We start from the raw sequence: 18,137 nt of genomic DNA on the forward strand, positions 1-18,137 counted from the left end.
GACGTCAGGCCGCGCGGACCCGTGGGGCGGACGACCGACGCCGCAGCGCGACCGCCTGGATCACCACGACCGCGAGGATGAACAGTCCGCGGATCACGTTCTGCAGGTACGTGTTGATCTCCAGGCCCATGCCGTTGACGTAGTTGAGGATCTGGAAGACGATCGCCAGCAGCGCGACGCCCGAGATGGTCGCGCTGACCGATCCCCGCCCGCCGCTCAGCAGCGTGCCGCCCAGGACGACCGCCGCGATCGCGGTGAGCTCCCAGCCCTGCGCCTCGAGCGGGTTGCCGGTCGTCGTCTTGGCCAGCAGGAACGCGCCCGCGAGACCCGACAGCGCGCCCGAGACCACGAACACGGCGATCTGGATGCGCCCGGAACGCAGGCCCATCATCTCGGCGGACCGCCGGTCGCCGCCGACCGCCAGCACGTGCGTGCCGAACGACGTGCGCGTGTACGCGAGGCTCGCGAGCACGGCGATGAGCGCGAACACCACGAACACGAGCGGCACGAGGCCGACGCGCGTGTTGTAGAAGGTCACGAGCCCGAACCCGCGGTCGACGGGCACGCGCCCGTTGCCCGCCATGATGAGCGACAGGCCGCGCAGCGCCATCAGCATCGCGAGCGTCACGATGAACGACGGCAGCCCGAGCCGGCCGACGAGCAGCCCGTTGACGAGCCCCGCGACGAGGCCGAGCCCGACCGCGCCCGCGACCGCGACGAGACCGCCCTGCGGGGCCAGCAGGCCCGCGACGATGCTCGACGCGACGCACACGCCCGCCAGCGAGAGGTCCATCTCCCCCGCCGAGATGACGAAGGTCGCACCGATGGCCATGAGGCCGATGCACACGAGGTCCTGCGAGCCGAGCATCGCGACGACGTTGTACGGGTTGTAGAACTGCGGCATCGCGACCGCGACGAGCGCGAGGACACCCGCGAGGATCGCGGTGGTGGGCCGCGACGTGACCGCGCGCCACGCGCGGCGGGCCGGTCCGCCTGCACCCGCGGGTGCGGGGGCGGCAGGTGCCGGGAGGGTCTGTGAGGTGCTCATGTGCGTCTCCCTACCGACGTCGCCGGAGCTGGGTGGTGACCGCCGCGACGATGACCGCCGCCTGGACGAGGGACGCGACCTCCTTGGCCACGTCGTGGCTGGCCAGCGTGAAGCCGAGCAGCTGCAGCAGCGCGACCCCCGCGATGCTCCCCCAGATGCGGGGGCGCCCGCCGGTCAGCGCGGTGCCGCCGACGACGACCGCGCTGATGACCGTGAACTCGTACCCGAGCCCGAGGTTCGCCGTGTCGACCGTGCCGTTGACGCCCACGCTGAGCAGCGCCGCGAGGCCCGCGAGCGCGGCAGCCACGACGTAGACGGTGGTGATCGTGCGCCGCACGGGGATGCCCGCGAGCGCCGCGGCGGTCTCGTTGCCGCCGACGGCGACGATGCGCCGCCCCAGGACGGTGCGCCGGGCGACCCAGCTCGCGACCACGACGACGACGAGCATGACCCACGCCATGACGGGCAGGCCCAGGATCGAACCCCGCCCGAGCCACACCACGGAGTCGTTCTCGACGGTGTAGAGACGCCCGCTGGTGACCATCTGCGCGATGCCGCGCGCGGTGATCATGACGACGAGCGTCGCGACGATCGGCTGGATCCGCAGGTGACCCACGAGGTACCCGTTCACCGCGCCGAGCACCGCCGCGGCGGCCATGCCGGTGAGGACCACGAGCACGAGGCCGAGCACGGGGACGTCGAGCACCGCGGGCGCCGCGAGCACGAGCACGCCCGCGGAGGCCCCCGCGACGGCCATGAGCGAGCCGACCGACAGGTCGATACCACCGGTGGCCATGACGAGGGTGAGGCCCACGGCGCAGATGCCGACGGTGGCCATCTGGCCGAGGTTGGTCTGCAGGGTCTGCACCGACACGAAGCCGCGGGTCGCGACCACGTTGAACAGCACGAGGCCGATCAGCGCGACCCACACGCCGTTGGTCGCGAGCAGGTCGCGCCGGCGGATCCAGGACTGGCGGCGCAGGTTGTCGACGGACGCCTGCGATGCGAGGGTGGTGGCCATCACGCGACCTCCGCCGACTCGCGCGCGCCGCCCGAGGCCATGTACATCATGAGCTGGCCGTTGGTGACGGACCCGGCGTCGAGGAACGCGACGGTCACGCCGTCGCGCATCACCATGATCCGGTTCGAGCCCTCGATGATCTCCTCCATCTCCGACGAGATCATGAGGACCCCGACGTCCTTCTTCTCCGCGACCAGCTCGGACACGAGCCGCTGGATCTCCTGCTTGGCCCCGACGTCCACGCCGCGCGTCGGCTCGTCGAGGATGAGGACGCGCGGCGTCGACGCGAGCGACCGCGCCAGCAGCACCTTCTGCTGGTTGCCTCCGGACAGCTGGTCCACCGGCTGGTCCTGCCCCGACGCCTTGATGCCGAGCCGCTTGACGTAGCGCCCGACCAGCTCGGCCTCGGCCTTCTCGTCGACGACGCCCCAGCGGCTCACCCGGTCGAGGATCGACAGGGTGACGTTCTCGGCGATGCTCATCTGACCGACGAGGCCCGTGACCTTGCGGTCCTCGGGCGTGAGCGCGAGCCCCGCACGCAGGCCGTCGCGCGCCGAGCGCGGCGTGTGCTCGGCGCCGTCGAGCTCGACGTCACCGGCCGTCCGCGGCTGCGCGCCGTAGACGGCGCCCGCGAGCTCGCTGCGACCCGAGCCGAGCAGCCCGGCGACGCCGACCACCTCGCCCGCGTGCAGCGTGAACGACGCGTCGCGGCACAGGTCGCCCGAGGCGACGTTGCGCACGTCGAGCAGCACCGGTGCGGACGCGTCGGGGTTGCCGGCGCGCACGAACGCGGTCTGCCCGGCGGTCTCGATGGTCTCGGGCGCGCGTCCCAGCATCGTCGAGACGAGCTCGATGCGGCTGATCTCCCGCAGCGACCCGGAGCGGACCGTCCGGCCGTCGCGCAGGATCGTCACGGCGTCGCAGATCCGGTAGAGCTCGTCGAGCTTGTGGCTGACGAACACGACGGACACGCCGTCGTCGCGCAGGCCCGAGATGACCTCGAACAGCGTGTCGACCTCGCGGTCGTGCAGCGACGACGTCGGCTCGTCCATGATCAGCAGCCGCGACTCGAACGACAGCGCGCGGGCGATCGCGACCATCTGCTGGGTCGCGGTGCTGACGGCGTCGAGCGGCAGCCGCGGGTCGGCGTCGACGCCGACCCGCCGCAGCAGCTCGGCGGCCTGCTCCTCCATGGCCCGACGGGCAAGGAAGGGGCCGCGCCGCAGCTCCTTGCCGAGGAACACGTTCTCGGCGATGGTGCGCAGCCCCACCAGGTTGATCTCCTGGTAGATGGGGCTGACGCCACCGCGCTGGGCGTCGTGCGGCGAGCGGAACGCGACGGGCACCCCGTCGAGCTCGATCGTGCCGGCGTCGGGTGCGACGACGCCGGTGAGGGCCTTGATGAGCGTCGACTTGCCCGCTCCGTTCTGGCCCATGAGGGCGTGCACCTCACCGCGCTGCACGGTGAGGTCGCCCTGGCTCAGGGCGATCGTGCCCGCGAAGGCCTTCTTCACCCCTGCCATGCGCAGCAGTGGCGCGTTCTCCATGGTGGTGACCGATCTGTGAGTGCCGACGCCCGGCCCGCACCGCTCGTGGCGGGCGGGCCGGGGCGCCGGCCGGTGGGTCAGAAGGCGTTCGGCAGCTCGGCCGCGGCGTTCGACGCGTCGTAGAACGCGTCGGTGTTGACCTGCTCGGGCGTGACCTTCTCGCCCTTGCCGTAGGCCTCGATGGCGTCGAGCACGGCGGGGCCGAAGCGCGGGTTGCACTCCGCGGTCGCGCCGAGCGTGCCGTCGACGATCGCCTGCAGGGCCTCCTTCTGGCCGTCGACGGAGACGGTCGCGATGTCGGTGCCCGGCTTCTTGCTGGCGGCGGTCATGGCCGTGATGGCGCCGAGCATCATCTCGTCGTTGTGCGCGAAGACGCCGTCGACGTCGGGGTACTGCTGGATGAGCGTCTCCATGAGCTGACGCCCGTTGTCCCGCACGAAGTCGCCGTCCTGCGACGCGACGATCTCGATGCTCGAGCCCTCGAGCGCCTCCATGAAGCCCTTGTGCCGGTCGTCGGCGGCCGACGACCCCGTCGTGCCCGTGAGCTCGATGATCTTGCCCGTCCCGTCGAGTCGCTTGACGAGCCACTCGCCGGCGGCGCGACCCTCGGCGACGAAGTCGGAGCCGATGTAGGCGACGTAGTCCTTGCCGGGCTCGGCGACCGACGTGTCGACCTTCCGGTCGACGATGAACACCGGGATGCCCGCGTCGCGCGCCTTGATGGTCGCCTCGGCGAGCGGCTTCTCCTCGCGCGGGCTGATGACGATCACGTCGACCTGCTGGGCGATGAGCGACTCGACGTCCGACACCTGCTTGGCGGTCGAGCCCTGCGCGTCGGTCGTGACGACCTTGTGGCCGCGCTTCTCGGCCTCCGACTTGATCGACTCGTTGAGCGCGATCGTCCACGGGTGGTCGGACTGCTGGGCCGAGAACCCGATCGTGTAGGTGTCCTTCTGCTCGAGCGTGGGCAGCGAGCCGGGCTCGGCGTTCCCCCCCGACGCCGAGGGGCTCCCCGTCGTGCAGGCCGATGCGAGCAGCGCGACGGCCACCGCGAGCGCTGCGATGCGCTTCTTCATGTCCTCAGAACCTCTCTGTTCCTGTGGTGCGTTCGGATCCGCGCGCTCAGACGAGCGCGAGGGGGATGCGCAGCACGGTCGTGCTGTGCGGGGCGAAGCGGTACGTGGCGTCACCACGCAGGTCGACCTGGTCCTCGACGACGTGCACGGTCTCGGGGTGGTCGAAGTCGTTGGTCGCGTAGGGCTCGGGGCCGACCACGGTCGAGACCTGCGCCAGGCCGGTGACCTGCGCGGCCACGAGGTCGAGGCGCGCGTCGACCGCGTTCTCGCGGTCCCGGTTGACGACCGTCACGGTGACCGTCGTGCCGTCCTCGTCACGGGTCGCGCTGGCGTCGAGCATCTGGAACGGGTTCATGTCGGACACCGGGGCCCGCCAGATCCAGTGCTCCCACTCGGGACGCTCCTCGAGCACGTGCGTGGGGCCGTCGACGAACGTGTCGACCGACAGCGCCTGCGTGTGCTCGGAGTACAGCCGGAACGGGTGGTAGATCGTCTGCAGGAACAGGCTGTCGGTGCGCGTGAAGATCGGCGCGATGACGTTGACCATCTGCGCGAGGTTGGCCATGCCGATGAGGTCGCAGTGCCGCAGGAAGATGTTGAGGTAGGTGGACACCGCGAGCGCGTCGCCGAGGTCGTACCGCTCCTCGAGCGGCGGCTGGTCCGACGGCGCGAAGATGCCCTCGGTGTAGCGGTACCAGACGTTCCACTCGTCGTACGAGATGCGGACCTTCTTGTCGAGGCCCTTGCGGTAGGCGACGTCGTCGATGAGTGCGCGCATGCGCGTGAGCGCGCGCTCGGCCTGGTAGGGCGCGAACTGGTTGACCCAGTAGTTCGGCGACCCGGTGTACGTGTGGATGGAGTGCATGTCGACGATGTCGGCGAGACCCTCGAGGACGATGCGGTCCCACTCGTCGAGGCCGTCCTTGCCGCACGCGATGAGCTGGATCGAGGGGTCGGTGCGCTTCATGACGGCGGCGAACTGCCGCGCCTTGACCACGTACTGCTCGGCCGGCAGCGAGCCGACCTGGTAGGAGCCGTACATCTCGTTGCCGAGAGCCCAGAGCTTCACGCCGTACGGCTCGGGGTGCCCGTTGGCGGCGCGCAGGTCCGCCCAGTAGGTGCCGACGGGCGCGTTGCAGTACTCGACCCAGGACTGCGCCTCGTCGAGCGACCCGGAGCCCATGTTCACGCACAGGAACGGCTCGATGCCCTCGCGCTCGCACCAGCGCAGGAACTCGTCGGTGCCGACGTGGTTGCTCTCGGTGAGGTGCCAGGCCAGCTCCATGCGGGTGGGGCGGTCCTCGAACGGGCCGATGCCGTCGGTCCAGTGGTAGTTGCTGACGAAGTTGCCGCCCGGCCAGCGCAGCACCGGGACCCGCAGGTCCTTGAGGGCCGCGACGACGTCGGACCGGAACCCGTGCTCGTCGGCGTGCGGCGAACCGGGCTCGTAGAGCCCGCCGTAGATGCTGCGGCCGAGGTGCTCGACGAACCCGCCGAACAGCCGTCGGTCGACGCGTCCGAGCACGCGTGTGGCGTCCACCCGGATGACGCTCATTGCTCATCTCCTTCGATGACGTGTCGGCGAGCGCCCCCGGTTTCGCCTGTGCTGCCGCCGTCGCTGGCGGTTGTCGTACGCTAACACGCAGTTGTCGTACGTACGACAGTCGTTTCTGAACCGTGATCTGGACGCCGGAGCACCCCACCCCGGCGAGCGAGGACGGATCGGCGCCGGGACGAGTCCGAGCGGGGCGCCGCGCAGCCCGCTCGCGCCGACCACCTCGCACGTCGACGTACATCGGCGCATCCGTGCGATGTACACCTCTGCCTCGGGGGTCCGTGAACCTCGGGCATGACGACGAACGCCCCGACGCCGGGCGGCGTCGGGGCGTTCGTTCGGGGCGGTCAGACGGTCGGGCGGCCCGTCGACGCGCGCTGCACGAGGTCCGTCGGCATGAGCACGGGCTCGGCGGTCACGGCGCCCTCGGCGTCGTCCTGCGCGTCGCCGTCCGCGTCGTCGGCGCCGTTCCCGTCGCCGTCGAGGCGCGCGAGGAGCAGGTCGGCGGCCATGCGTCCGGCGCGCTCGACGGGCGAGCGCACGGTGGTCAGCGCGGGGCGGACGAGGTCGGAGCCGAAGATGTCGTCGCAGCCCGTGACGCTCATGCGCCCGGGGACGTCGACGCCGAGCGCGTCGAGCCGTTCGAGGATGCCGAACGCGAGCAGGTCGTTGAACGCCATGACGGCGGTGACCCCGGCCGCGAGCGCGGCGTCCGCCGCGGCGGGCCCGGAGTCGCGCACCGGCGAGTACGGGCCGTGCACGACGAGCTCGACGCCGAGCCGCTCGGCCGCGGGGACGAGCGCCTCGCGGCGGCGCCGGTCGGACCACGACGTCGCGGGGCCGCCCGCGTAGGCGATGCGCGTGTGACCGAGCGCGGCGAGGTGCTCGATGGCCTGCACCATGCCGCCCGCGGTGTCGAGCAGCACGCCCGGCGTCCCGGGGATCGTGCGGTTGACGACGACGAGCGCGAGGTCGGCCGCGGCGGCCGCGATCTGCTCGTCGGTGAGACGCGAGGCGGCGAGCACGGCGCCGTCGACCTGGCCCCGCAGCTTGCGCAGCGTGTCGGCCTCGACCTCCACCGACTCCTCCGTGTCCGCGAGCACCTGCACGTACCCGGACTCCCGCAGTCGCGCCGACGTGCCGCGCACGAGGCCGAAGAACACGGGGTTGGTGACGTCGGGGAGCACGAGCGCGACGGTGGCGGTCCGCCCGGACAGCAGCGCACGGGCCGACGCGCTCGGGATGTAGCCGAGCTCCTTGGCCACGGCCATGACGCGTTCGGCGGTGTCGGCGTTGACGCGACCGGGGCGCGTGAGGGCGCGCGAGGCGGTCGAGACGGCGACCCCCGCGGCCGCGGCGATGTCACGCAACGTGGGCTGGCGCCGGACGGCCATGCACCCTCCCGGTGTGCTCGTCGGACCCCGTGCGACGGTGCGCGGGGCCGCTGTTGCTGGCAAACGATTGCCAGCCTACCGTGTCGAGGCCTAGTCTCACCAGTGCCCGCCGCGACGTCGCGGACGGGCGGAAGGAGCCATCCCGATGTCCGGCACCGCCATCCGCACCGCCGAGGTGCTGGTGTCCAGCCCAGGCCGCAACTTCGTCACCCTTCGCGTCGTCACCGAGGACGGCGTGGTCGGCCTGGGGGACGCGACGCTCAACGGACGCGAGCTGTCCGTCGCGAGCTACCTCACCGACCACGTGGTCCCCCTCCTCATCGGCAGGGACGCGCACAAGATCGAGGACACCTGGCAGTTCCTCTACCGCTCGGCGTACTGGCGCCGGGGTCCCGTGACGATGGCCGCGATCGCCGCGGTCGACGTCGCGCTGTGGGACATCAAGGCCAAGATCGCCGGGCTGCCGCTGTACCAGCTGCTCGGTGGCGCGTCGCGCAACGGTCTCATGGCGTACGGGCACGCGTCCGGCCGTGACCTTCCCGAGCTGTTCGACTCGATCCGCGAGCACCTCGACGCGGGCTTCCGCTCGATCCGCGTGCAGACGTCCGTGCCCGGCATCGACGCCGTGTACGGCGTCGCCGCGCAGCCGTCGTCGTCGGGCCGGTACGACTACGAGCCCGCGCAGCGCGCGCCGCTGCCCGCCGAGGAGGACTGGGACACGCGCGCCTACCTGCGGCACATCCCGCAGGTCTTCGAGGCCGTGCGCAACGAGTTCGGCCCCGAGCTGCCGCTGCTGCACGACGGCCACCACCGCATGACGCCCATCCAGGCCGCGCGCCTCGGCAAGGACCTCGAGCCGTACGACCTGTTCTGGCTCGAGGACTGCACGCCCGCCGAGAACCAGGACGCGCTGCGACTGGTGCGCCACCACACGACGACGCCGCTCGCGATCGGCGAGGTCTTCAACACCGTGTGGGACTACCAGACGCTGATCCGCGAGCAGCTCATCGACTACGTGCGCTCGGCCGTCACGCACACCGGCGGCATCAGCGCGCTGCGCCGCATCTTCGACTACGCCGCGCAGTACCAGATCAAGTCCGGCATCCACGGGCCCACCGACATCTCGCCCGTCGGCATGGCCGCGGCGCTGCACCTGGACCTCGCGATCCACAACTTCGGGATCCAGGAGTACATGCAGCACTCGGCGACGACGCACGAGGTGTTCCGCACGTCGTTCACGTTCGAGGACGGCTACCTGCACCCCGGTGACGCGCCCGGTCTGGGCGTCGAGCACGACGACGAGGCGGCCGCGCGCCACCCGTACCAGGCGGCGTACCTGCCGTTCAACCGACTCAAGGACGGGACGGTGCACGACTGGTGACCGCCATGACCGACCGCACCACCGGCCCCCCGCCCGTCCACCCCGCGTGGCTGCCCGACGCGGCGTTCGCACCCGTCGGCTCGCGACGCGTGCTCGTCGCCGTCGGGCCCGACGCGGGCCCCGTCGGCGAGACCGTCGTCGCCGAGCTGCGGCGCGCGACCGCCGCGCACGGCGGCGCGCTCACCGTGGTCGACGCGGGCGACGCCGCGGACGATCGGCACCACGACCTCGTGCTCGGCGTCGTGGCCGACGGGACCCAGCACCCCGAGGGGTTCACCCGCCGGCGCTCCGGAGGTGTCACGACCGTCGTCGCCGGCGGCGCCGCGGGCCTGCTCTACGGCCTGCACGACGTCGTCCGCCTCGGCGAGCGCGCGTTCGGCGACGACCACGCGCCCGTCGTCGAGGCGCCCGGCGCGCCCGTGCGGATGCTCGACCACTGGGACAACATCGACGTGCACCCCGTGATGGGGCAGGTCGAGCGCGGGTACGCGGGCGGGTCGATCTTCTACGCCGACGGCCGGGTGCGCGACGACCTGTCCCGCGTGGCCGACTACGCGCGGCTGCTCGGGTCGATCGGCATCAACGCCGTCGCGATCAACAACGTCAACGTGCACGCCACCGAGGCGCGGCTGCTGACGGACGGGCTCGCGGACGTCGCGCGCGTCGCCGACGTGTTCCGCCCGCACGGCGTGCGCACGTACCTGTCGGTGTCGTTCGGGTCGCCCATGCGCCTGGGCGGGCTCGCGACCAACGACCCGCTGGACCCCGACGTGCAGGCGTGGTGGGCCGCGACGGCCGACCGCGTGTGGGCGGCGATCCCCGACTTCGGCGGGTTCGTCGTCAAGGCGGACTCCGAGGGGCAGCCGGGGCCGTTCGCGTACGGGCGGGACCACGCCGACGGCGCGAACCTGCTGGCCCGCGCGGTCGCGCCGCACGGCGGCACGGTGTTCTGGCGTGCGTTCGTGTACAACCACGAGCAGGACTGGCGCGACCGGCGCACCGACCGCGCGCGCGCGGCCTACGACCACTTCGCGCCGCTCGACGGCCGGTTCGACGACAACGTCGTGCTGCAGGTGAAGTACGGGCCGCTGGACTTCCAGGTGCGCGAGGCCGTGTCCCCCGTGATCGCGGCCATGCCGCGCACGCGGGTCGCGGTCGAGCTGCAGGTGACCCAGGAGTACACGGGCCACCAGAAGCACGTGTGCTACCTGGGGCCGCTGTGGTCGGAGGTGCTCAACTTCCCGCTCGCGGAGAACGCGACGCGCACCGTCGCGAGCATCGCGTCGGGCGTCCCCGGCCCCGGCACCCCCGAGGGCGCCGACCTGCGGGCCGGCGGCATCACGGCCGTGTCCAACGTCGGCGACGACGAGTTCTGGACCGGGCACCCGCTCGCGCAGGCCAACCTGTACGCGTACGGCCGGCTCACGTGGGACCCGTCGGCGGACCCGGTCGCGCTGCTCGACGAGTGGCTGGACCTCACGTTCCCCGGCGCGGACCCGCGCGTGCGCGAGACCCTGCACGCGTTCATGGACGACTCGTGGCTCACCTACGAGAAGTACACCGCGCCGCTCGGCGTGTGCTTCATGGTCGACCCGCTGCGCGGCCACTACGGGCCCAACGTCGACGGGTACGAGTACTCCAAGTGGGGCACGTACCACTTCGCCGACCGCGACGGCCTCGGCGTGGACCGCACGGTCGCGACCGGCACCGGGTTCACGGGCCAGTACCCGGCGCCGTGGGACGCGGTGTACGAGGACCTCGCGACGTGCCCGGACGAGCTGCTGCTGTTCTTCCACCACGTGCCCTACCAGCACGTGCTGAAGAGCGGCACGACCGTCATCCAGCACATCTACGACACGCGCGCCGACGCGGTCGACGTCGTCGAGTCGTGGGTGCCGCGCTGGGAGGCCCTGCGCGGGCTCGTCGACGACCGCCTGCACGCGCGCGTCGCCGAGCGGCTCGCCGAGCAGGTGCGCTCGGCGACCGAGTGGCGCGACCAGGTGCGGACGTACTTCTTCCGCAAGTCCGGCGTGCCCGACGCGAGCGGTCGCCCGATCTACTGACCGCCGCCGACCACGCGTGAGGGGTGCCGTCGTCCGCCGACGGCACCCCCTCACGCCGTGTCGGGGACCGCGACCGGCGCCGGGGCTGCGGCCGCCCGGCCGGGTTCCGGGCGCGCGACGGCCGGGGGCGCGACCTCGGCCGGGGACGACGGCGCCGTCGTCGGCCGCGCCGCGCGCCGCAGCGCCCACGTGCTCGCGACCGACGTCACCAGCAGCGCACCCCCCACCACGCCGAACGCCCCGACGAGCGGCACGACCCCGCTGAGCAGGCCGAACGCCGCGGGGTTGGCGAGCTGCGCACCCCGGTTGGCGGTCGAGCGCAGCCCCGACGCGAGGCCCCGCCGGTCGGCGGGCGTGTGGTCGGCCATGAGCGCGAGCGTGAGCGGCTGCGCGAACCCGAGCGCGAACCCGTTGACCGCGGCCAGCGCGGCCAGCAGCCACGGCGCGGGCGGCACGAACGCGACGGCGACGACCGACACCGACGACACCACGAGCACGAGCCCGACCGTCGTCGACTCGCGCAGCCGCGCCATCGCGAGCGGGAAGAACGGGCGCGACACGAACGCCGCCGCCGCGGCGACCGACAGCAGCAGGCCCACCTGCCACTGCGGCACGCCCGCCTGGCCCAGCACGAGCGGGTGGTAGGCGGTGCGGATGTCGAGCACGACGAGCGCCGTGAAGCTCACGACGAGCGTCGTCGCGACCGCGGGCACGCGCACCATCGCCGCCGCGTCGCGGAACGAGCGCAGCACGGGCACGGGCGCGGCTCCGCGGGTGGGCCGCTCGACGCGCACCGCGAGCCCCAGCCCGACCAGCACGAGCGAGAGCGCCGTGTACACCACGAAGCTCGCGGCGTACCCGCCGACCTCGGCGACGCCCGTGCCCAGCGCGGGACCGACCGCCTGCCCGGCAGCGAGGAACAGCGAGAACGTCGCGAGCCGCGCGTTGCGCGCACGCGGCGCCTCGTCGGCCGACTGCGGCAGGGTCGCCACGGTCTGCAGGCTCACCCACACCGCGAGCGTCCCGACACCGATCACCGCCTGGCTCGCGACGACGCCCGGCAGCCCGAGAGGCAGGACCAGGACGCCGCCGCCGACCGCCATGGTCGCGCCGCCCACGACGAGCAGCGTGCGCACGCCCCAGCGGTCGGTCAGCGCGCCCAGCGGGATCGCGAGCAGCGTCGGCAGGATCGCGAACGACGCGAGCGCGAGGCTCGCCTGCTGCTCGCTGCCGCCGCCGGCCAGCACGTACGGGCCGATCAGCGGGCGGAGCATGGTGTGCGCCGCCCAGTAGGTCACGCCGAGCACCGCGAGCAGCGCGGAGGCCGACCGGCCGGCGCGCGCGGGGCGCACCGGCCGGTCCGTGCCCGCGCGTCGGCCGCCCGCGCGAGCCGTGCCTGAGCGAACCGTGCCTGGGCGAGCCGTGCCGGGGCGTCCCGTGCTCACGCGGCGCGGGAGAGCGCCGACCACGTCGCGCCGATCTCCTCGCTCGTGGCGACGACGCCGAAGTACTGCTCGACGTTCGCGACCGTGGCCGCGTGCGCCTCGGGCTCGAAGCTCGCGGCGCAGTCCTCGACGAGCGTCACGCGGTACTCCGCGAACAGCCCGTCGCGCAGCGTGGACTCGACGCACACGTTGGTCGAGACGCCCGTGAGCAGGAGCGAGTCGACGCCCGCGCTGCGCAGGACGACGTCGAGGTTCGTGCCCGCGAACGCCGAGTACCGGTGCTTGACCACGACCGGCTCGCCGGGCTGCGGCGCGACGCGGTAGAACTCGGCGCCCCACGTGCCGGTCGCGCACGTCGCGACCGGCGTCGGCGCACCGGGCACCGGGTCGCCGCGGCGCGCGAGCCACGCCGGGGAGTTCGTCGTCGCGTCGTGCGTCGTCTGGATGAACACGACGAGCACGCCGGCCGCGCGGGCCGCGTCGAGGAACCGCTCGAGCCGCGGCACCATCGCGACCGCGCCGGCCACGTCGCTGCCGCGCTGCGCGCACGCACCGGCGGGGTCGCAGAAGTCGTTCTGCACGTCGACCACGACGACGGCGGCCGTGCCGGGCGCGAAGCGGGAGGTGGGGTACGTCATGGGGGGTCCTTCCGGGTGGTGGTGGGGGTCAGTCCTGGACGAACCGGGTGTCGGCGATGACGTCGAACGTCTGGGGGACGGCGGAGTCGTCGAGGATCTGGCCGCTGCGGGCGACCTCGAGCGCGGTCTCGACGGCCTCCTCGGTGAGCACGCTGCCGCCCCACAGGCCGTCGGCGTACGCGCGGTCCAGGGTCGCGGCGAGCACCGCGGGCTCCATGGTCGGGAACTGCGCGGCGGCGAGCTCCTCGGCGTACGCGCGGTCCTCCTCGATGCGCTCCTGCCCCCGCGCGAGCGCGTCGACGAACGCCTGCACGAGCTCGGGGTCGTCGTCGACGGTCGCGCGCGGCACGACGATCGACGAGTAGGCGTACGGGCCGAGCAGCTGCAGCGGGTTGATGATCGGCTCGCCCCACAGTCCCTGCTGGATGCCGAGGCCCAGCTGCGGCTCGGCGACGACGGCGACCTGCGCCTGCCCGGCCTGCACGGCCGACGGGATCGCGCTGGAGTCCTCGATCTCGAGCAGCGTCACGTCGGTCTCGGGGTCCAGCCCCAGGCCGATGAGGACGTGCCGCAGGATCGCGTTGGGGGTGCCGCCGTAGCGGCCGCCGGCGATCGTCTTGCCCCGCAGGTACTCCCCCAGGTCGGCGCCCGGGGCGGGTTCCTCGCCGGTGGCGGCGACGAAGTACACGTTCCCGCGGTTGACGACGTTGGCGACGGTCACGAGGTCGGCGCCCTTGACGTTGGCGACCGCGCCGGACTCGGGGCCGCCGATGAACCCGAAGACCTCGCCCGCGAGCGTCGCGTTGACGTGCCCGCCGCCGGTCAGGGTCGTGACCTCGACGTCCAGGCCCTCGTCGGCGAAGTACCCGAGGTCCTGCGCGGCGTAGAGCGGCAGGTAGCCGACGCCGTGCACGGGCTCGGCGAGCGTGAGCGACGTCGGCGCGTCGGCGGCCGCGGCGGTGGTGGTGCCGGAGCCGGGGCTGCACGCCGCGAGGGCGAGCGCGAGGGCCGCGGCGACCGGGACGAGGGCAGCACGGGAGAGGGTCTTCACGACGGGTCCTCCGAGGGTGGGGTGACGCGGGGGGACGGGGCCGGCGGGGTCCGGGCCCGGGTTCGGGGGTGCGCGGTCGACGCGCGGGGGCGGCGCGTGCGGGCGGAGGCCGCGCGTGCCGGCGGAGGGCTCAGCGGGTGTGCGCGAGGCCCTTGAGCAGGCGCCGCTCGAGCCCGGAGACGACGACGTAGAGCAGCATCGACAGGATCGCGAGCGTGAACACGCCGACCCAGATGAGCGCGATGTCGTACGTCGAGCCGGCGTAGTGGATCATCCGGCCGAGGCCCGCGTTGGAGCCGATGTACTCGCCGACGATCGCGCCGGTGAGCGCGAGGCCGATGCCCACGCGCAGGCTGGACGCGATCCACGGCAGGGTCGAGGGGACGACGACCTTGCGGAACACCTGCCAGCGCGACGCGCCCAGCGAGTACAGGAGCGTCGTGAGGTCCTTGTCGACCGACCGCACGGCGGCGTACGTGTTGAGCGTCTGGATGACGATGACCAGAGCCGTCGCCATCGCGACCTTCGACCCCATGCCGAGGCCGAGCACCAGCACGACGATCGGCGCGAGCGCGAGCTTGGGCATCGCCTCGAACGCGATGACGAGCGGTTCGGCGACCAGCGCGTAGCGCCGCGACCACCAGAACGACAGCCCGAGGACCACGCCGCCCGTGACGCCGATGACGAAGCCGAGCACGGTCGACGTGAACGTGAACCGCACGTCGGCGAGGATCCCGCCCTGCGTGAACGCGACGACCGCGGTGTCCCAGATGCGCGAGGGCTGGCTCCAGAAGAACGCGTCGATCCAGCCGGCCCGCACGCCGAGCTCCCAGCCCGCGAGCACCGCGACGACCACCCCGACGCGCAGCAGGTTGACGCTCCAGGAGCTGGGCTCGCTCGCGCCGCGGCGGCGCCGGACGACCGGGAGCACGCTGCTGCGCAGGCGGCCGAGCTCGCGCAGCGAGTCCTGCGCGGTGACGGGCGCGGCCGCGGAGCCGGCCGGCGGGGTCGTGGCGGGTGTGGTGGCCGTGGCGGTCATCGGGTCTCCTGGGCGTCGTGGGTCCGGTGGGCGCCGTTGAGCAGCTCGCGCGCGTCGGCCTTGAGGCGGACGAACTCGGCGCTCGTGACGACCGACGGCTTGCGGGGCCGGTCGAGGGGGACGTCGAAGCTCGCGACGATCCGCCCGGGTCGGGCGGACATCACGACGACGCGGTCGGACAGGTAGATGGCCTCGTCGATGTCGTGCGTGACGAACAGGACGGTCTTCTGGAAGTCGTCCCACAGGTCGAGGAGCCACTCCTGCATGTGCTCGCGGGTCTGCGCGTCGAGCGCGCCGAACGGCTCGTCGAGCAGGATCACGTCGCGGTTGAACAGGATCGTGCGCAGCAGCGCGACGCGCTGGCGCATGCCGCCCGAGAGCTGCGCGGGGTACCGGCCTTCGAAGCCGCCGAGGCCGTACGTGGTGAGCAGCGGCTTGGCGATGGCCTGCGCGGCCTTGCGGCGCACGCCGCCGATCTCGAGTCCGAGGACCACGTTCTCCAGGACGGTGCGCCACGGCAGCAGCAGGTCCTTCTGGAGCATGTAGCCGACGAGGCCCTGCTGCCCGGACCGGTCGACGCCGTCGATGAGGATGCGCCCCTCGGTGGGGGTGTCGAGCCCGGCGATGAGGTTGAACAGCGTGCTCTTGCCGCAGCCGCTGGGGCCGATGAGCGAGATGAACTCGCCGGGGCGGACTGTGAGGTCGGCGTCGACGAGCGCGTCGACCGTGCCGCCCTCGGGGCTGGGGAACCGGCGGTGCACGTGCTCGACGACGAGCTGCGCGTCGCTCGTCGTGCCGGTGGCGGACCCGCTCGGGGCCGGTGCCAGGGTCGTGGTCACGGGGGCTCCTTCTCGTCGGTTCTATAATCTATAGATGTTCTACGGCGGGCTCGTTTCGCCGGCGTACGTCCCACGTAAAGGCGCTGTAACGGAGGCCCCGATGACGCTCGCCCCGGCCGGACCCCGACCCGCGGGGCCCGCCCGCGACCGTGCGACGCGTGCGAGCATGTCCGCCGTGAGCCCCACCGACGCGACGCGAGCCGACGCCCCGGTCACCGCGCACGTCTGGGTCCGCGAGCGCATCCGCGAGGCGATCTTCTCGGGCGTCTACGCGCCCGGCGCGCGCCTCGTGCAGGGCGAGATCGCCGAGCGCTTCGGCACGAGCGTCACGCCCGTGCGGGAGGCCATGCGCGACCTCGCCAACGACGGGCTCATCGAGGTGCACCCGCAGCGCGCCGCGACCGTGCGGGACGTCGACCTCGACGAGGCCGTCGAGATCAACGAGATGCGGCTGCTGCTCGAGCCGCTCGCGGCCCGCCGCGCGGCCGAGCGCATCACCGACGCCGAGCTCGCGGCGCTGCGCCGGTCGGAGCAGGACATGGAGGCGGCGCCCGACCACGCGACGTGGCTCGAGCTCAACCGCCGGTTCCACCTCGAGGTCATCACCTACGCGCGCTCGCCGCGGCTCGGCGAGGTGCTGCGCAACCTGCGGCAGATCAGCAGCTTCTACCTCGCGGCGCTCGTGCGCGCGCAGGGCGGCGACCGCGAGAAGAGCGCGCGCGAGCACCGCGAGCTGCTCGACGCGTTCGCGCAGCGCGACGGCGACCGCGCCGCCGCGATCATGCTGCGGCACCTCGCCGACGCGCACCGGCTGCGCGAGCGCCTAGGCGCGCCGGACTGACCGCGGCGCGTCTCGCCGCGGCCGGTCACGGGCCTGCGTCAGGTACCGGGCGTCAGCGTCCCGTGCCGTCGACGGCGTGCTCGTCGATCGCCGCGAGCTCGGCGTCGGTCAGGGGCGGTGCGCTCAGCGCGGCGACGTTGTCCTCGAGCTGCGCGACCGAGCTCGCGCCGATGAGCGCGGACGTCACGCGGTCGTCGCGCAGCACCCACGACAGCGCGAGCTGCGCGAGGCTCTGCCCGCGCGACGCGGCGACCTCGTTCAGCGCGCGGGCCCGCGCGAGGTACGTCTGCGACAGCGAGCGGTCGGACAGAAACGGGCTGGCGCCGGCCGCGCGCGACCCGGCGGGCGCGTCACCGCCCAGGTACTTGCCCGTGAGCAGACCCTGCGCGAGCGGCGAGAACACGATCATGCCGACGCCGAGGTCGCCCACGGCGTCGAGCAGCGACTCGCGCTGCCCCTCCCCCACGTTCTCGACGTGCCGGTTGAACATCGAGTAGCTGGGCTGGTGGATCAGCAGCCGCACGCCCATCTCGGCGAGCACGGCGTGCGCCTCGCGGGTCTGCGCCGGCGAGTAGTTGGACACCCCGACGTACAGGGCCTTGCCGCTGCTCACGGCGTGCGCGAGCGCCCCCATGGTCTCCTCGATCGGCGTCGAGGGGTCCGGGCGGTGGTGGTAGAAGACGTCGACGTGGTCCAGGCCCATGCGCGTGAGCGACGCGTCGAGCGACTGCAGCAGGTACTTGCGGGACCCGCCGTCCTGGTACGGGCCCGACCACATGTCGTAGCCGGCCTTGGTCGAGATCACGAGCTCGTCGCGGTAGGGCCGCAGGTCGGCGGCGAGGTGCCGGCCGAAGTTCTCCTCGGCCGCGCCGGGCCGGGGTCCGTAGTTGTTGGCGAGGTCGATGTGCGTGACGCCCAGGTCGAACGCGCGCCGCAGGATGTCGCGCTGCGTGCCGAACGGCGTCGTGTCGCCGAAGTTGTGCCACAGCCCCAGCGAGAGCGCGGGCAGGTCGAGGCCCGACCGCCCGGTGCGGCGGTAGGTCATCGTGGCGTACCGGTCGTCGGCGGCACGGTACGGGTCCAGGCTGGGCATCGTCGCTCCTCGCGGGTGGGGGTGGCACCAGGCTAGGCCGCGCGGCCGCCCGGACGGCGACCGCACTGCGCGCGGCCCGCGTCCGTCCGCGCGACCCGACGCACGG

General features: G+C 73.0%; 15 protein-coding genes. 3 read left to right on the top strand and 12 right to left on the bottom strand.

The window, feature by feature from the left end; all coding sequences use genetic code 11:
• Positions 1-4: 4 nt before the first annotated feature.
• The 6 genes from GY42_RS09970 to GY42_RS09995 form a co-directional block, all read right to left on the bottom strand.
• A complete protein-coding gene (locus tag GY42_RS09970; RefSeq protein WP_052748300.1) occupies positions 5-1,048 on the bottom strand; it encodes an ABC transporter permease in 1,044 nt (347 codons plus the stop codon).
• Between the two features lie 10 nt (positions 1,049-1,058).
• Complete coding sequence (locus GY42_RS09975) at positions 1,059-2,069, bottom strand: ABC transporter permease (protein ID WP_046529215.1); 1,011 nt, start codon at positions 2,067-2,069, stop codon at positions 1,059-1,061.
• The gene (locus tag GY42_RS09980; protein ID WP_046529216.1) at positions 2,069-3,616 is read right to left on the bottom strand and encodes a sugar ABC transporter ATP-binding protein; all 1,548 of its coding nucleotides are present in this window, start codon (positions 3,614-3,616) and stop codon (positions 2,069-2,071) included. Before GY42_RS09980 ends, GY42_RS09975 begins: the two co-directional genes overlap by 1 nt.
• Positions 3,617-3,693: 77 nt before the next feature.
• Entirely contained in the window at positions 3,694-4,692 is a 999-nt protein-coding gene (locus GY42_RS09985; RefSeq protein WP_046529217.1) for an ABC transporter substrate-binding protein, read from the bottom strand.
• A 46-nt stretch (positions 4,693-4,738) separates the two neighbouring features.
• Positions 4,739-6,247, bottom strand: coding sequence for an alpha-N-arabinofuranosidase (locus GY42_RS09990; protein WP_046529218.1), 1,509 nt, complete (start codon positions 6,245-6,247; stop codon positions 4,739-4,741).
• A gap of 347 nt (positions 6,248-6,594) precedes the next feature.
• Positions 6,595-7,641: a LacI family DNA-binding transcriptional regulator gene (locus tag GY42_RS09995; protein ID WP_046529219.1), complete on the bottom strand. Its 1,047-nt coding sequence runs from the start codon at positions 7,639-7,641 to the stop codon at positions 6,595-6,597.
• Positions 7,642-7,786: 145 nt separating this feature from the next.
• On the opposite strand from GY42_RS09995, the gene manD reads away from it, so the two are divergent.
• Both manD and GY42_RS10005 read left to right on the top strand, forming a co-directional pair.
• The gene (manD, locus tag GY42_RS10000) at positions 7,787-9,022 is read left to right on the top strand and encodes a D-mannonate dehydratase ManD (RefSeq protein ID WP_046529220.1); all 1,236 of its coding nucleotides are present in this window, start codon (positions 7,787-7,789) and stop codon (positions 9,020-9,022) included.
• Between the two features lie 5 nt (positions 9,023-9,027).
• On the top strand, positions 9,028-11,085 hold the full coding sequence (locus GY42_RS10005; protein ID WP_046530807.1) for an alpha-glucuronidase: 2,058 nt from the start codon (positions 9,028-9,030) through the stop codon (positions 11,083-11,085).
• 50 nt (positions 11,086-11,135) lie between these two features.
• On the opposite strand, the gene GY42_RS10010 is transcribed toward GY42_RS10005, so the two are convergent.
• From GY42_RS10010 to GY42_RS10030, 5 genes are all read right to left on the bottom strand, one after another.
• Entirely contained in the window at positions 11,136-12,437 is a 1,302-nt protein-coding gene (locus tag GY42_RS10010) for an MFS transporter (RefSeq protein ID WP_046529221.1), read from the bottom strand.
• Positions 12,438-12,526: 89 nt separating this feature from the next.
• On the bottom strand, positions 12,527-13,168 hold the full coding sequence (locus tag GY42_RS10015) for a cysteine hydrolase family protein (RefSeq protein WP_046529222.1): 642 nt from the start codon (positions 13,166-13,168) through the stop codon (positions 12,527-12,529).
• Between the two features lie 28 nt (positions 13,169-13,196).
• The gene (locus GY42_RS10020) at positions 13,197-14,219 is read right to left on the bottom strand and encodes an ABC transporter substrate-binding protein (RefSeq protein ID WP_046529223.1); all 1,023 of its coding nucleotides are present in this window, start codon (positions 14,217-14,219) and stop codon (positions 13,197-13,199) included.
• A gap of 130 nt (positions 14,220-14,349) precedes the next feature.
• On the bottom strand, positions 14,350-15,258 hold the full coding sequence (locus GY42_RS10025; protein ID WP_082131460.1) for an ABC transporter permease: 909 nt from the start codon (positions 15,256-15,258) through the stop codon (positions 14,350-14,352).
• A complete protein-coding gene (locus tag GY42_RS10030) occupies positions 15,255-16,097 on the bottom strand; it encodes an ABC transporter ATP-binding protein (protein WP_201775262.1) in 843 nt (280 codons plus the stop codon). Before GY42_RS10030 ends, GY42_RS10025 begins: the two co-directional genes overlap by 4 nt.
• Before the next feature lie 175 nt (positions 16,098-16,272).
• Here GY42_RS10030 and GY42_RS10035 point away from each other — a divergent pair, with 175 nt between their 5' ends.
• Entirely contained in the window at positions 16,273-16,938 is a 666-nt protein-coding gene (locus GY42_RS10035; protein WP_160309406.1) for a GntR family transcriptional regulator, read from the top strand.
• 52 nt (positions 16,939-16,990) lie between these two features.
• On the opposite strand, the gene GY42_RS10040 is transcribed toward GY42_RS10035, so the two are convergent.
• Positions 16,991-18,031: an aldo/keto reductase gene (locus tag GY42_RS10040; protein WP_046529224.1), complete on the bottom strand. Its 1,041-nt coding sequence runs from the start codon at positions 18,029-18,031 to the stop codon at positions 16,991-16,993.
• Positions 18,032-18,137 lie beyond the last annotated feature (106 nt).

Origin of the sequence: Cellulomonas sp. FA1, assembly GCF_000986825.1 — a bacterium.
GTDB classification, from domain to species: Bacteria; Actinomycetota; Actinomycetes; order Actinomycetales; family Cellulomonadaceae; genus Cellulomonas; species Cellulomonas iranensis.